Origin of the sequence: Neolewinella marina (assembly GCF_002631205.1) — a bacterium.
GTDB lineage: Bacteria > Bacteroidota > Bacteroidia > Chitinophagales > Saprospiraceae > Neolewinella > Neolewinella marina.
Window position 1 is genome coordinate 42,027 of the sequence record NZ_PDLO01000013.1, and the last position, 15,838, is coordinate 57,864.

Consider the following 15,838-nt stretch of genomic DNA (forward strand, 5'->3'; position numbering starts at 1 on the left):
ATGACCATGCTACGGAAATTGTTCTGCCTCGCCGCGCTCTCACTCTTCGGCGCCCTGCCCGCCCAGGAGGCCACCTGGACCGCCGACAATGGCAACGGCACCTTCACCAATCCTCTCTTCTACGAGGAATTTTCCGACCCCGACCTGATTCGGGTAGGCGACGATTATTATATGACCGGCACCACGATGCACGCCATGCCTGGGCTGCCCGTACTGCACTCCCGCGACCTGGTCAACTGGGAACTGCTCACCTATGCGGCCGATCGGCTCGACCTGGGGCCGGAATTTCGCCTCGAGGAGGGGAAAGATATTTATGGACAGGGATTTTGGGCCCCCTGCCTCCGCTACCACGAAGGCACCTTCTACATCTTCTCCAACGTGAACGGACAGGGGACCCAGGTATTTACCGCCACCGATCCCGGCGGCCCCTGGCAGCGTCAACAGATGCGGGCCAACCTTCACGACCTTACGGTGCTCTTCGACGACGACGGCAAGAAGTATGCTGTCTGGGGTTACCGCGAAGTGAAGATGGTACAGCTCACCGATGACCTGCTCGACGTGGTGCCAGGCACGGAGCGCGTCATCGTGGAAGCGGGCAGCGGAGCCGGGGAAGGCAGTCACATCTACAAGATTGACGGCAAGTACTACATCACGAACACCAATTACGATCCGGTTTGCTATCAGGTATGCCTCCGGGCCGACCAGCCGTACGGTCCCTACGAGGTCAAGGTCATGAGCGCCGAGGAGAACCTCGGGGTGGGGCAGCGCGCCCGGGTATTCGATACCCGCACTGGCCCGCCCTATACCGTCGTCCGCTACCCTGAAAACTACGTTGGCTGCATCCCCATGCACCAGGGTGGTATCGTGCAAACGCAGACCGGCGAATGGTGGGGCTGGTCGATGATGGATTACAACAGCGTGGGCCGAGTCACCGCCCTTTCGCCCGTAACCTGGCAGGATGGCTGGCCATACTTCGGCCTGCCCGGCAATCTCACCCGCAGTCCCCGTACCTGGGTGAAGCCGAATACCGGATCCACTTCCGTACCGACTGCACCCTTCAGGCGCGACGACACCTTTGACGGCCCTACGCTCAACCCCGTATGGCAATGGAACCACGTGCCCGACGACAGCCGTTTGTCACTCACGGAGCGACCGGGATACCTGCGCCTGCACGCCCTCCCGGCGGAGGGGTTCTGGCGCGCCCGCAATTCGCTGACGCAGCGTGGCATCGGACCGGAATCCACCGCGACGGCGGAAGTGGACGTTTCCGGTCTGCGCAGCGGCGACCTGGCCGGCCTGGGCCTCCTCAACCTCCCCTACGCCTGGATCGGCGTGGCGCGGGAAGGCGACCGGCAGACCATCCGCTACTACAACCAACAGACCGGGGAACAGCGGGAGGTGGCCCTGGCCCAGGACCGCCTCTGGCTGCGGGCCCACGGCAATTTCGAAACCGATACCGCCTACCTCAGCTACAGTCTCAATGGAAAGGCATTCCTGCGCCTGGGCGGTCCGGTACACCTGCCTTATCAGCTGCGCACCTTTCAGGGGGTACGTTACGCCCTGTTCAACTTCAATCGGCTGGGGGAGGTGGGTGGCCAATTCGACGTCGCGGACTTCACCGTCGATGAGCCGCGGCACCGGGCACTTACCCGTCCGATCCCCTACGGCCGGACGATACGCCTGACGAGTCTGGCCGACAGCAGCGTCCTCGTGAACTGGCGCAATTACCTGCGCCCGGTCGGTGCCAATACCCCGTATACCGCCGACCACGCCGACGAATTCCGCGTACTCGACCGCGGCCAGGGGCGCATTTCCTTGCAATCGGTCGCCACCGGGGAATACCTGACGGTGCGGGGCAGCGGCGGAATGGCCGAAGTTCGACTCACCGCGGAGGACGCCGGGGCGGAATCCACCTTCCAGTGGCAGGATATGCTCCGGGGCGACCTCATGCTGATGTCGCTGGCTACCCACCGCTATTTATCGGTCGATCCTGGTGCCGGCAGCCTGGCGCGGGCCGACGCCCGCGGCGCACGACCGGATCGCCGGGGTGGGGCCTGCTTTCGCTGGGAGCTGCTGGATTGATTTCCTGAGGACCGTCCAAAGGGGGGGCGCTGATGGTGGGGGCGGCGGCGCGCCGGTTCCGGGGTCCGGTACCACAAATGGCCGGGCGGAAGGGTTATAGCAGAAAAGCGAACCCCTATGATGAAATATGCCCTGTTGCCCTGTGTTGCCTTGATCCTGATGACCTGCGGCCCCGTGTCGGAACCCCTGGAAGAAGTCGGGGTGGGGCCGGGTGAAGTAACCGACACGGCCGGCGACCTCCAGGGCCTCTGGCGCAGCGAGGACGACAGCCTGAGTACGGTACGCTTCGAGGGCAACCTGATGATCTTCGGCTACGAAGGCGAACCGGACGCCACCCCGGAAAACTTCGTGGTGGGCCGCAGCTGTCCCGACGTATCCGACGCCGTAGCACCCACCGGGGAGGGCAACTACCTCGCCGTACCGGACGATGGCCGCTGCTACTTCATCACCCGGCTGACGGAAGACAAGCTGCACATGAGCCTGGTGGGGCGGGGCAACACCATCCGCTACGTGAAGGTGGCGGGCGGGATTTCGGGAGAGGAGGATTAGGTACCCGCGCGCCGGCGCCCAACAGGATCGCCCCGAAAACCAAACCCCCGGGCGGCCGTTAGGCGGGCATGGACGACCTCAAGCACTTCAGTATCGCGCCCGAGCGCATCCGCCAGCTCAACGACCAACCCCTGCGGGAGGACGGCAGGTACGTAGTCTACTGGATGCAGGAAAGTATGCGCGCCTGGGAGAACCCGGCCCTGGAGTACGCCATCCGCTGGGCCAACGACCTGGACAAGGCCTGCGTAGTCGTCTTCACCCTCATCGACGACTTTCCGGAGGCCAACCTGCGCCACTACCGCTTCCTGCTGGAGGGACTGAAGGAGGTGGCCGACCGGGTGGCGGAGCGCGAGCTGAAGTTTGTCCTGCTCCACGGTGACCGGGTAGAGAAAATTACTGCCTTTGCCTCGGCGAACGATGTTTGCGCCGTAGTCACCGATCGGGCTTACCTCCGCCACGAACGCGGCTGGCGGGCCGGGGCGGCGGAGCGACTGGACGTTCCCTTGGTGCAAGTAGAGGGCAACGTAGTGGTGCCGGTGGAGACGGCCAGTAACAAGCGGGAATACGCCGCCCGCACCATCCGCAAGAAAATCATGGAGCGGGTGGATGAATTCAGCGGGGAAACGACCGAGACTGAGCCGCTACACGCCAGCAAGGACGATCAACTGGACAGTGACCTGGACTTCACTAGCGTGGACGCCGTGCTCGACCAGCTGAAGATAGACCGCAGCGTGCCACCGAGCCCGGACTTCACCGGCGGCACCAGCGAGGCCCGCCGCCGGCTGACTTCCTTTCTCCGTAGTGACCTGAAAGGCTACGGCGACGGCCGCCTGGACCCCGCCGACGACGCCACCAGCCACCTGAGCCCTTACCTCCATTTTGGCCACATCAGTCCGTGCGAGATCCTGCGCAAGGTCCGCGACTCCAGCGCCCCCCAGAGCGACCGCGAGGCCTACGTGGAGGAACTGGTGGTGCGCCGGGAGCTGGCCCACAACTTCGTTTTCTACTCCCCGGACGACTACGACAGCCTGAACGCGCTGCCCAACTGGGCGAAGGAAACAATGGAAAAACACGCGGATGACCCCCGCCCGAACCACTTTACGCGGGAACAACTGGAAAACGGGGCAACCGACGATGAGGCCTGGAACGCCGCCATGAAGGAGATGCGGGAACGCGGGTTCCTGCCCAACTACCTGCGCATGTACTGGGGAAAGCAGATCATCCGCTGGACCAACACCTACGAATACGCCTACCGCACCACCCTCTACCTGAACAACAAGTACTTCATGGACGGCCGCGACGCCAACAGCTTCACTAACGTGCTGTGGCTCTTTGGCTTACACGATCGGGCGTGGACGGAGCGGGAGGTGTTCGGCAAACTCCGGATGCTGAGTAAAGGGGGGCTGGAACGGAAGTTTGATGTGGGGGCTTATTTGAAAAGGGTGAGTGATCTGGGGGAATAGGTGCTCTAAAAAGTAGCATAGCGTCAAGACCAAATGTTTCCTAAGCGGTGAAATATTATTCTAAAACGGAGGCCGTAAACGAGAAATTATTTACGGAAATGGGGGTTTTTGTAAAATTTATTTTGTTTTGTCTTATATTCGTTCAATTGTAATACGCGCACTTCTTCGCCGCGCACCCCTTAATCCATTATTACACCTTCATTTGTTAAGGCCCCGCCAGCGGAGGCCCTAAAATTTATATTTCCCAAAAACACTCTACCATGCTACGCTTTTTTCGCTCCGGCCTGATGGTCGGCCTGTGCCTCTGTGCCGGTTACGGAAGTCTTCTGGCTACGGCTACCGACCCCTGTGCAGTGCCGGCGGGGCCGTACTTGGTTGACTACGGTCAGCTGGAAGCTTGTGAAACACCACTATATAAGGATGTTTTTGCTGACCAAGTTTTGAACTCCGGGGGACAAAGCATTTTGGTTGATCCCACATTTTCCAGCGTACATGGTGAAAGTGACCACTTTGCTACGGTAACGTTTAAGGATTTGCCCCGCCCACCATATGACTGTAGTAGGTATCTATCAAATAGCGACTCTGCTCAAATGAGGATTGAGTTACGGTTCTCTCCTGGAGATTATTTCTCTCCGGCTGACACCATCATCGGCCCTTTCACCTACGTAAGCGAAGGTACTTTTCGAATAGACAACCTACCTCCCGACTATACCTTCAATTTTTATGTTCGATTAAGGTATATTCCTGAACATTCTGGTACATCTAATTATGATTGGGCTTTTGCTTGTTACACTAATAATATAGATGAGCCGCTGACTATATCGACCTCCCCGCTTAAAGACCCGGAGCAAGTCAACGCACAGGATAGCATAGGGCTCGATCGGGTGACCATCACCTGGGAGCAGGGGTCTGACGTGCCGGAAAACCGCCTCCTCTATCGCATTTACCGGGATGGGGTTCTGATTCATACGACTCCCTCGCCGGGTATTTTTAATTATACTGATGTAGGACTTTTGCCGGGGAGTCAGCATGTATATAAAGTAGCTACTTACCTAATGGATTCAGGGGTTATCGGTTTTGAATCCCCCGGTGTTTCCGACCAGGGATCCACCACTTCCATTGGCCTCACCGCCACTGACGGCACCAAGTACGGCAACACCAACCTGTCGTGGAACGACCTCTCCACCATTGCCACCGAGATTCGGATCGAGCGCAGTATTCCCGGCAGCACCGAACGGGAGGAGTTGGATATTCTGAGCAAAAATGCCAGGGGATACAACGACGACACCGGCATTCCGGGCTATGCTTATACGTATTATTTAACACCGCTTGGTGGGAGCTTTTATACGGATAGCGATACTGGCTACAGCCGTCCTGACGGGATCGTAAAAGGTCACGTTCGTTCCCAGTTAGGTGCCGGCGTATCGGGGGTTGATATCACCCTGTCCCTTCAGGGGGCACTGCCGGCCGGGGGAGGAAACCTTCCGACCAACTGTGCGGCGACTTACTGCACCACCACCGACTCAGAGGGGTATTACGAATTTCAGAACGTGTACTACTACGAGGAGGCGGACTTCGTGGTTACTCCCGATAAAAGCGGTAGCGGGATTCCTCATGAATTTTCACCCATCTCAGCTTCCCGCAGGCTTACTACTGTCTCTAAAAATGCGTTGGGAGTAGATTTTACCGACCTGACGGTCTTTACCGCAGCGGGGCAAGTCACCTTTCCGGAGTCGCCCAATTTCGTGACCTGTGGCGTTGAGGGGGTGCGTATTCTGATCAACGATAAAGATTACGGAATCCAGACGGATCGGGATGGCAACTGGTCCTTTGCCCTGCAGGATGAAGGGACATACGAGTTCACCCCGGTCTACCTGCACCACCGGCTTGAGGACGCCGATTCTGCTTCTTCCACGGTCGTCTACATCGACCAGGACAAAACCGACCTCAACTTCGAGGACATGGAAACCGACACCCTACAGGTGATCGTCCAGGGCAGCTGTCAGACGCCCCTGGGCGATTATGCGGTCGTGCGGATCACCTCACCGCGCAACTGCTATTATAAAGATTACCTAACCGACGCGAACGGCATCCTTGAACTGCCCGAGATGCCGGCGCGCGACTACAGTGTGGAGGTAGTGGACCTCATCGGAACCTCGACCAACATCACCAATATTCTGGATCAGATTGGCAACACCGCGATCAAGGTGGACCTAACCCGGCGGGACACCAGCGAGATCGTGACCGAGGCGGAGACTACCACCTACATTCCCCAGATCCTAGATACGCTCAGCAACGACTCCGTGATCGTGTTGCAGGCAGCTGATACCATTTTGGCAGGCAGTACCGACACTATACGGGCGGCCGTCAATCCGGTGGTGTCGTTCATCTACCGGGCGCCACTTAACATCAGCATTGATTATGCCATGGCCGGAGCCACCGTCACTACTTGTCCTTCTCCGGACAGCGACAGTAACATAGTGGTCATGGAGCAAGGTTTTTCCTATAACCTCGACATTAATGTTCGGGAGCTGCTCGGCACCGACTGTTACATTGATACCGGGTTTCTGAAAATTTACGATTTCGTATCGGATCGGGGCGGTGAATTCGTCCGCGTTCCCATCCGCGGCGGAATTGCGAGCTATCAGGTCGACGCCGGCGAGCCGATTATCGCCACCAGTACGGTTCACAATCACGAGAAACTGCTCTACATCATCCCGGAGGTCGACCTGGTCGAACCCGTTCCGGTGGAGTCGTGGATCCTCGTCACCGGGGCCCGCAGCAACACCCCCAGTTTCATTACCCGGACACCCGATATCCCGATGCTCATCCTGCATGATCCTCCCGGTGACAACAGCTACAGCTACGTGGAAAAGGGCACTTCCTTTACCAACTTCACCACCAATGAAACCCAAAGGGGGGATGATCTGGGAACCTTCGCCAACCTGGTGACGGGCGCCAATTTCAAGACGCCCTTCAGTACGAACGCCTTCGGAGCCATCATCAAATTTTCGGCCGAGGCGGGACGGGACCAGTTCGACCGCAATGGCATGTATACCACGATGACCTTCACGGAGAATTTCTCGACCTCGGCCATGGACAATTTGACCGGCCACGCCGGGGACGTATACATCGGGGCGGCCTACAACCAGGAATTTGCCCTGGCGGATTTCCTCACCTACGATGAGGGCAGCTGTACGGCGACCGTCGATGTGGTGCCGTCGATCTCTTCCCAGGATTTTGCCACCACCTTCGTCTATACGGAAACCCACATCAAGAACACCCTGCTGCCCACGCTGGGGCTGCTGCGGGCCAACATCATTGACGATCAACCCTTCGCCTCCCTCTCCCTGGAGGACCAGGCGGAGGTCAGCAACCTCATCGCCGACAGCCTGATGTGGGAGAACATCCTGGCCCAGAACGATACCGCCCGGGGTCGGGACGCCACCTTTGAGGAAAATGTATCCTTCAGTGCCGGAGCCCCCCTGACGCGGGAATACGAGAGTTCGACGACCACTGAAGTCTCGTACGAGTACAACCTGTTTGTTAATTCCGAATTTGCCCTTGGAGGAAAGATCAAAAATGAGAACGGCATCTGGCACGACAGTGAACTGGGGGTCATGGGCAAGTTCCGGTTTTCGACCACCACGAATACGGGTTCCAACAATACCCAAAGCCGGAAGGTGGGCTACGTGCTCGACGATGGCGATATCGGGGATTTCTTTTCGATCGATATCGCTACCGACAATTCCTATAACGTGCCGGCTTTTAACCTGAAAGTAGGTACCACCAGCTGTCCCCAGGAACCGGGCTCCCAGGCCCGCGACCGGCCCGCCATCACCATCCTACCTCCGGAGATCACCAACGTGCCCGCGGACGGTACGGCGAATTTCCTCTGCCAGGTCGTCAACAACAGCGAAAGCCGGGAAACCCGGGAGTATGCCGTGCGGGTGGTTTCAACCACCAACCCCGACGGCGCCCAGGTACGACTCGGTGGCCAGCTCATCAACAATGGGGCAGCCAACTTCTTCCTTCCCTACGGGGAGACGGCCAACCTGAACCTGTCCGTCACCCGCGGTCCCCTGGCCAGTAATTACAAAGACATCGGCATCATGATCTACCCGCCCTGCGAGTACGACCTCTGGCAGGACAACGGAAGCCTGATCAACTCCGATACGGCCTACATCCGCACCCTGAATTTTGAAACGGAGTGTACCAACATCACCCTGCGGAACCCCGATGACGGCTGGCTAATCAACCAAAACTCCGGAAATACACTGGTGACTACACTCTCCGGCTACGACCTGAATAACGAGGATTTCAGCGAAGTCACCGTCGAGATAAAGAAGGAAGGTGAAGGTTTTCGGACCGCCGCCCGACTAGACAAGTCGGTGCTCGTGGGCGCCAATTACGACCTGAGCCTGGATATGTCTAACTACGGAGACGGCGCCTACCGGATCCGCGCCAGTGCCAACTGCGGACTGAGCGGCATCACCTACTCCTCGGAAAAGCGGGGCAACATCGACCGCAACTCCCTGGCGCCCTTCGGCATCCCGACCCCGAGCGATGGCTTCCTGCGCTTCGGCGAGGAAATTTCCGTGGCCTTTGACAAGGAAGTCGACTGCACCTTCACCCCCGGCTACTCCCCCGTGGTACGTCTCACCCGCGCCGATACCGGAGCGGAAATACCGGTCACCGCCTCCTGCTTCGGCAACAAGCTGGTGCTGAATACTACCCCTCACCTGACGGAAATGCCTCAGCTGCAGGGGGTTGAGATCATTGCTACGGTGGACAGCCTCCAGGACCTCAGCGGCAACATCCAGAAGTACGCCACCAACTGGTCGTTCCTGGTCAATGTCAATCCCGTGTTCTGGGATCCCGATCCGATCTATTCGGCGGGCCTCGTGGGTCGATCGCACCTCGTCACCGGAGTGTTGAAGAACAACACCCTGGCCAGCAAGGCCTTCTCGCTGGATACCCTCGACGATGCCACGGTGATCCGTTATCCCGACTGGCTCACGCCCCTGCAGTTTCGCGGCACCATCCTGCCGAGCGACGACTACCGCATCGACTTCGCCGTCAGTGATGAGCTCACGCCGGGCATCTACCACGACACCATCACCGCCCTGGTGGAAGACCGCCCCGTTTCGGTACCCGTAACCTTCGAGTTGCTGGCGCAGGAAGTCAACTGGGCCTTCAATCCGGACCAGTACGAGTATGACATGACCATCGTGGCCCAGTTCAGTCTGGATGGAACGGACAACCTCCTCTCCGACGACCCGCGTGACCTCATTGGCGCTTTTGTGAACGGACAGATCCGCGGCGTAGCCAAGGTGGAATACATCCCGGCTTCCAACTCCTACGCCGCCTACCTCAAGGTGCACAGCAATACGCTGGGCGGCGGTCAGGCGGATGAGATCACCTTCCGCTTCTGGCACGCCCTGAACGGGGTGGAATACGGAGCGGTCGAAAGGCTGACCTTCCAGGCCAACGCCCACGTCGGCTCGGCCAGCCAGCCCTATATCCTCCACCCGGAAGGCATCTTCCAGGTCATCCCCCTCAATCAGGGGTGGAACTGGATCTCGCTGAACGTGGAAACCGACGATATGTCGCGGGAGTACGTTTTCCAGAGCATACTCAACAGCACCTCCGGCAACGATATCATGGTGAAGTCCCAGGCAAATTCCGCCCAGTACAGCTCAGGATCCGGCTGGAACGGCAATCTGAGGAACCTGGCCCTGGGCCAGGGCTATCTGGTGCACCTTTCGAATGCCCCCGACACCCTCAAGGTGGTCGGACTGCCCAGCCCGACCCCCGTATCGGTGGCGATCAACAACAGCTGGAACTGGATCGGTTATCCGCGTATCCATCCCGAGCCCGTGAACGACGTGCTGGTTGACCTGAACCCCGCAGAAGGGGATATCCTGAAGGGGAAAGCCGATTTTGCCCTCTTTGAAGCCGCCTCCGGCGGCTGGACGGGCAGTATGCGGCAGTTCTTCCCCGGGGCGGGCTACAAGCTGAAGTCCTCCCGGAAAGGAACCATTGTCCACCCCGCTCAGAAGAGCCTGAACTATGAGGTGGAACGTGGTCGCTACGAGCACAACATGAACGTGACGGGCGTCTTCGACGCCGGGCTGCTGGGCGAGGATACCTACGACGTCCTTGAAGTGATCGCCCTGGTCAACGGAGAATGCCGGGGTATCGGCGGCATGGAGTACTGCCCCTCGGAGGACAGCTACCGCGCCTTCGTGCTGATCTCAGGTAACCTGCCGGATTACGGATTGCCGGTCGAGTTCCGCATCGTCAATACCGTCACCGGAGCGGAATACCGCACGAACGGAGAGGAACAGACCTTCGGAGCCGACTACATCGTAGGCTCGGTATCCGAACCCTACCCCTTCTTCTCGTCCACCACCGCGGTCGGGGACGTTGGCGCCATCGGCTACGAGCTGGGCACCAACAGGCCCAATCCGGCCACTGGCACCACGGTGATCCCCTTCAGCATCCCCACCGCCCAGGCCGTTCGCCTCCAGGTGTACGACCTGAACGGGCGACTGATGACCACCCTGGCCGACCGCAACTTCGCGGCCGGCGACCACGCCGTCACCGTCGACATCTCCGCTTACCCCACCGGCATCTACCTCTACCGGATGGAGACCGAAGGGTTTGAACGGGCCCGCCGGATGATCGTCCGGTAACGGTTCCCCGCCAGAGCTGACCTAACCGCCGCAGCGCGATACTGAAGAAATTCGGTATCGCGCTGCTTTTTGTGGGCTAAGTAGAATCAGCTCCTACGCGCCAGCCGCGCCGACTTCCGCTTCTTCAGCGACCGCTTCTTACCAATGGGGCGGTTGGAAGGTTCGGCCACTTCCTCCAGCAGCCGCAGTACTCGCGCGGTGTTGTCGATCTGGGCGTTGGACAGCGTCATGTACTGCTGGAGCACCGATTCCTGGGCCTTCACCAGGCCGGGAATGTCGCTGGCCTGCTGCTGGATACTGATGAGATTGGCCTGGATGTTCTGGGTCATGGCCTGCTTGTCGATCAGGTCGGTGAACCAGGCCAGCACCCCCACCGTCAGCTGGGTATAGTTGGAGCGGCTGTCCTGCAGCTTCAGTGGCGGATCGGAGAGCATCAGCCCCACGATACTCGCCATGCCGAAGGTGCCGAAGGTGACCGACAGGATCTCCTCACCCAGGGTGCCGAAGTAGACCGCCACGCAGATGAGTCCGAAGCCCAGCGCGTAGGTGAGCACGTACATCGTCTTGGCCACCCATTGGGTGTGCTTGCTTTCGTGGAGGGTGAGGTTCAGGGAGTCCTTGAGTGACTTGATCAGGGCGAAGGTGTCGGTGGCCGATTCCTCCATGAATTGCTGCTGCTTCCTCACCTGTTCCTGCTGGAGGGTTAGGTGCTGCTGCAGCTGCAGCCGTATATACTGCACCTTCTGGATGGTGTCGGGGTCGTAGCCGGCGGCCGCCAGCGACTCCGCAGAGTAGGCGTTCTGGGTATCCAGGACGAGGTCCAGGGGATCGGGCAGTTCGGTCCGTCGGTCGGCCGTGGGGGGTGAGTCGTGCACGGGTTCCGGTTTGCCCCGTCGGGGGAATTCCCGGCGCGGACAGATAAATTAGGGGTGGGGGCCCATACCGCGCAACCGGGGTCTACTGGACCCGCCGCTCCTCGTCGATCCGGTTGATGAAGTTGATCACCCCGCGGAAGTAGTTCTGCTGGTCGTCGTACATGGCCATATGGCTGCCGGCGGGCAGGTAGAGGTAGTAGCCCCGGGGCAGGCGGTCGGCCATCTGCTCCATGTGGGCGGGATCCATGGTGTCGTGCTCGGCGCCGATGACCAGGGTGGGCACGGTGACTTGGTCAAGGTCCTCGCTGCGGTCCCAGTTGGCCAGGCTGGCGCTGGGGAGGATGCCGAATTCACTGGGCCCCTGCATGGCCAGGTAGACGTCGTAATTGATGTTGCTCAACCCCCGCATGGCCGGGTCGGGCCACTCCTCCACCGGCATCCGCAATACGTGCTCGGTGTAGTAGTGGTTCATGAGTAGTTCCTCGTAGCGGGGGTTGCCGTAGTCCTCGGCGGCTTCCAGGGATTTGATCTCTTCCAGCACCGCGGGATCCAGCTTGGGCCCCAGTACCTCCTGGGCGTAGCGGTTGTACTCGGGTACGGAGGACATCATATTGGAAATGATCAGCCCCTTGAGGTGCTCCTGGTGGGCCAGGGCGTACTCCAGGGCCAGAATGCCGCCCCAGCTGTGGCCCAGGAGGAAGAAGTTGGTGGAGTCGAGGCCCAGCGCCTGCCGCACCTGCTCCACTTCACTGACGAAGCGGGGGATGGTCCAGAGGCTGGAGTCGCCCGGCTGGTCGCTGCGCCCGCTTTCCAGCTGGTCGTAGTAATAGTACTCGATCCCTTCGCCAGGGAAGTAGCTGTCGGCCGCCTCGAAGTATTCGTGGGTGGCGCCGGGGCCGCCGTGGAGGAGGAGCACCTTCTTGTAGGGGTTGTTGCCCACCCGCTTCGTCCATACCCGGTACTCCCCGGCGGGGGTCGAGATTGGGATCATGCGTACCCCGCCGGACAGCACGTCGTCGCGGCCGGTGTTGTCGAAGTAGTCGGCAGCTTCGGTCTGGGCGGGCGCGGACGCGGGTTCCGTTTCCGGTTGACAGCCCAGCAGGGGCAGGGTGATCAGCAGCAGAAGCAGGCAGCGCAGCATAGGTCAGGAATTTTATCCCAAGGTACTTCTTAGTACCGTCAGGGGCAGCACCTCGGAGCGTCGCAGACCTCCGAGGGTGCTGCGGCGATCAGGACACTCGCCGGAGGCCTTCGCTGCGCTCGGCCACACGACGAGGTCCGCCGGTAACCCTAATTTACCGTAGCTTGGGCTACCCCCCCTCGACCCTTGTTGGCGACACGGGGCCATTCACTCCATTCACCCTTCAACAATTCAATCGCTATGGCCAGCGTAGGCACCTACCTTAACTTCTCCAACCAGACGGAAGAAGTCTTCAACTTCTACAAGTCGGTTTTTGGCGGCGAATTTGTCGGCGGTATTTCCCGCTTCGGCGAAGCACCGCCCCAGGAGGGCATGCCCCCGATGTCCGAGGAAGACAAGAACCTGGTCATGAACGTCCAGCTGCCTATCCTGGGCGGTCACCTGCTGATGGGTAGCGATTCACCGTCCAGCATGGGCATGACCGTCAACCCCGGCAACAACACCCACATCGTCCTCAATCCCGATAGCCGGGAGGAGACCGACCGCCTCTTCCACGCCCTCTCCGAAGGCGGTAAGGTCACAATGGAGCTGCAGGAAACTTTCTGGAATGCCTACTTCGGGATGTGCACCGACAAGTACGGCATACAGTGGATGGTCAATCACGACCTGTAAAACGCGGTCTCCCCGATGGCTATCGGGGCGCCAGTACAACGCGGCCTCCCCCGATAGCTATCGGGGCGCCAGCAAGTAGCGATCTAACCCCCCCGAGTCCCCAGCACATTCTATATTAACGGCAGCTTAATTCGATCACCCCACCCGATATGCCCCTAGCAATTCACAACTGGATGCGCGCCGAGCCCCTGGAGGCCACCCTCGCCCGCATCAAGCCCCTCGGTTACGACTACCTCGAAATTCAGGGTACGCCCGCCGACTACGACATCCCCACCGTACGCCAGCAGCTGAAAAAGCACGGCGTCAAATGCTGGGGCTCCGTTACCCTGATGCTCGGCGAGCGCAACCTCCTGGCCGCGGACGCCGGTGCCCGCGCCCGCTCCGTGCAGTACGTGAAGGACATCATCACCATGGTGAAGGAGCTGGACGGGGAGATGGTTTCCGTGGTGCCGGGTACCGTAGGCAAGATCGTACCCGGCGCCCGCCCCGAGGAGGAATGGGACTGGGCGGTAGCCTCCATGCAGGAGTGCTACGAATTCGCCCAGGCGGCCGGCATCAAGCTGGGCATCGAGCCCATCAACCGCTTCGAGACCTACTTCATCAACCGCGGCGACCAGGCCCTCGCCCTGGCCGAAGCCACCGGGCCCGACTGCGGCGTCTGCCTCGACATCTTCCACATGAACATCGAGGAGGAGGACTACCTGGACACCATCCGCCGCTGCAGCGACCGACTGGTCGGGTTCCACGTGGCCGACAACAACCGCATGGCCCCCGGCATGGGGCGCATCGACTGGCGTGAGTTGGTCGCCACCCTGCAGGAAGTCGGCTTCCAGGGACCCCTCTCGGTGGAGTTCGCCGCCCCCGTGGACCGCACCCCGGCCAACCCCTATCCGGACAGCATAGATACCGACCCCCAGGGCCTGACCGAGGAAGCCCGCAAATTCCTCGAGGATCACGGCAGCTCCGCCCTCACCGAGGACTTCTACACCATGCTTACGCGGCGGTCGGCGGAAACCCTGCTGCCCTTGCTAAATGAGCACCAGGATTAAGGGCCTCCGGGCCCGAAGCAGCAGCGTTCGCAACGATTTAAAGTTATACCAATCATCACCGGGCCGGGCGATCCGCAACCGGAAGCCGGTCACCCCAATTGACCCCCAGCACCCATGAAAATCAAGCGTATCCAGGCCTACTGGCTCCGTTGTCCCATTCCCGCCGGCCGACAATGGCGGTCCGACTACGGGCAATTGACCCACTTCGACATGACCCTGGTCGAGGTGGAAGACACCGACGGCAACCGGGGCTACGGTGAAGCCAAGGCCGCCGTGGGCGCCTCGGGAGCTTGCGCCTCCATCGTCACCTGCATCGAGCAGGAGCTCGCCCCCCAGCTGGTGGGCCGGGAAGTGGAGGACATCACCGCCGTCTGGGAGGCCGTGTACAGCGGCAGCCGCGACCACTACGCCCGCGACCGGGGGCGCGGCTTCCCCATCCTCGGCAACCGGGGCACCACCATCTCCGCCCTCAGTGGCATCGACACCGCCCTCTGGGACCTGAAGGGCAAGCGCCTAGGCGTACCCGTGGTGGACCTGCTCGGCGGAGGCTGCCGCGAAAGCATGCCCTGCTACGCCAGCGGCGGCTGGGCCGACAAGGAGCAGATCGGCGCCCAGCTGCAGGGCTACGTCGACCACGGTTACGGTGGCATCAAGATGCGCGTCGGCGTCATGGACGAAACCGTGAACCGCACCGTCGATCGGGTAGGGGAGGCCCGCCGAACGCTCGGCCCCGATATTGATATCATGGTCGACGCCCACGGCACCTTCTCGGTCACCGAAGCCCGTCGCTTCGCCCGGCAAACCGAAGACCTGGGCCTCTACTGGTTCGAAGAGCCGGTTTCCCCGGACAACAAGTCGGGTACGGCGGAAGTCCGCCAGGGCACCACCACCCCCATCGCCGCCGGGGAGAGCGAATTCACCCGCTTCGATTTTCGCGACCTCGTCGAACACCGCGCCGTGGACGTCCTCCAGCCCGATTGCGCCATCGTTGGCGGCATCACCGAAGCCCGCCGCGTGGCCGCCCTGGCCGAAACCTGGCAATTAGAGCTGGCCCCCCACTGCTGGGGCTCCGCTTTCAGCTTCATGGCCGGCGTCCACCTGGCCTTCAGCAGCCCCTCGGCCGTCTACATCGAACACTCCCTGGGTGGCAACCCCATGCTCTACGACCTGGTCAAGGAGCCCCCCCGGGTCACCGACGGCCGGATCCAGCGCCCCGACCGCCCCGGACTCGGCATGGAAATAAATCCCGAATTTGTTGCCCAGTACACCGTAACCCCTTAACCCCCTCACCCCCCCAACCCCCCCCCCC

The 15,838-nt window shown here is 60.6% G+C and carries 9 protein-coding genes; 7 read left to right on the top strand and 2 right to left on the bottom strand.

Going from position 1 to position 15,838, the window contains the following annotated elements; translation table 11 throughout:
• Positions 1-6: 6 nt before the first annotated feature.
• From CGL56_RS17690 to CGL56_RS17705, 4 genes are all read left to right on the top strand, one after another.
• On the top strand, positions 7-2,082 hold the full coding sequence (locus CGL56_RS17690) for a glycoside hydrolase family 43 protein (protein ID WP_209280316.1): 2,076 nt from the start codon (positions 7-9) through the stop codon (positions 2,080-2,082).
• Positions 2,083-2,199: 117 nt separating this feature from the next.
• The gene (locus tag CGL56_RS17695) at positions 2,200-2,631 is read left to right on the top strand and encodes a hypothetical protein (protein WP_143470788.1); all 432 of its coding nucleotides are present in this window, start codon (positions 2,200-2,202) and stop codon (positions 2,629-2,631) included.
• A gap of 68 nt (positions 2,632-2,699) precedes the next feature.
• Positions 2,700-4,094, top strand: a complete 1,395-nt coding sequence (locus CGL56_RS17700; RefSeq protein WP_099107922.1) for a deoxyribodipyrimidine photo-lyase — start codon at positions 2,700-2,702, stop codon at positions 4,092-4,094.
• Between the two features lie 1,055 nt (positions 4,095-5,149).
• Positions 5,150-10,792 carry a T9SS type A sorting domain-containing protein gene (locus CGL56_RS17705; protein WP_167641583.1) on the top strand — a complete coding sequence of 1,881 codons (5,643 nt, stop codon included), beginning with the start codon at positions 5,150-5,152 and terminating at the stop codon, positions 10,790-10,792.
• A gap of 86 nt (positions 10,793-10,878) precedes the next feature.
• Here the strand turns inward: CGL56_RS17705 and CGL56_RS17710 are convergent, their stop codons facing one another.
• Together CGL56_RS17710 and CGL56_RS17715 are read right to left on the bottom strand one after the other, a co-directional pair.
• Positions 10,879-11,667: a hypothetical protein gene (locus CGL56_RS17710; RefSeq protein WP_099107924.1), complete on the bottom strand. Its 789-nt coding sequence runs from the start codon at positions 11,665-11,667 to the stop codon at positions 10,879-10,881.
• 82 nt (positions 11,668-11,749) lie between these two features.
• Entirely contained in the window at positions 11,750-12,808 is a 1,059-nt protein-coding gene (locus tag CGL56_RS17715) for a proline iminopeptidase-family hydrolase (protein WP_099107925.1), read from the bottom strand.
• Positions 12,809-13,048: 240 nt separating this feature from the next.
• Between CGL56_RS17715 and CGL56_RS17720 the strand changes: the two genes are divergently transcribed.
• The 3 genes from CGL56_RS17720 to CGL56_RS17730 all read left to right on the top strand — a co-directional run bounded on the left by CGL56_RS17720 (position 13,049) and on the right by CGL56_RS17730 (position 15,810).
• On the top strand, positions 13,049-13,480 hold the full coding sequence (locus CGL56_RS17720; RefSeq protein ID WP_099107926.1) for a VOC family protein: 432 nt from the start codon (positions 13,049-13,051) through the stop codon (positions 13,478-13,480).
• Between the two features lie 149 nt (positions 13,481-13,629).
• On the top strand, positions 13,630-14,529 hold the full coding sequence (locus CGL56_RS17725) for a sugar phosphate isomerase/epimerase family protein (RefSeq protein ID WP_099107927.1): 900 nt from the start codon (positions 13,630-13,632) through the stop codon (positions 14,527-14,529).
• A gap of 114 nt (positions 14,530-14,643) precedes the next feature.
• Entirely contained in the window at positions 14,644-15,810 is a 1,167-nt protein-coding gene (locus CGL56_RS17730) for a mandelate racemase/muconate lactonizing enzyme family protein (protein ID WP_099107928.1), read from the top strand.
• Positions 15,811-15,838: the final 28 nt, after the last annotated feature.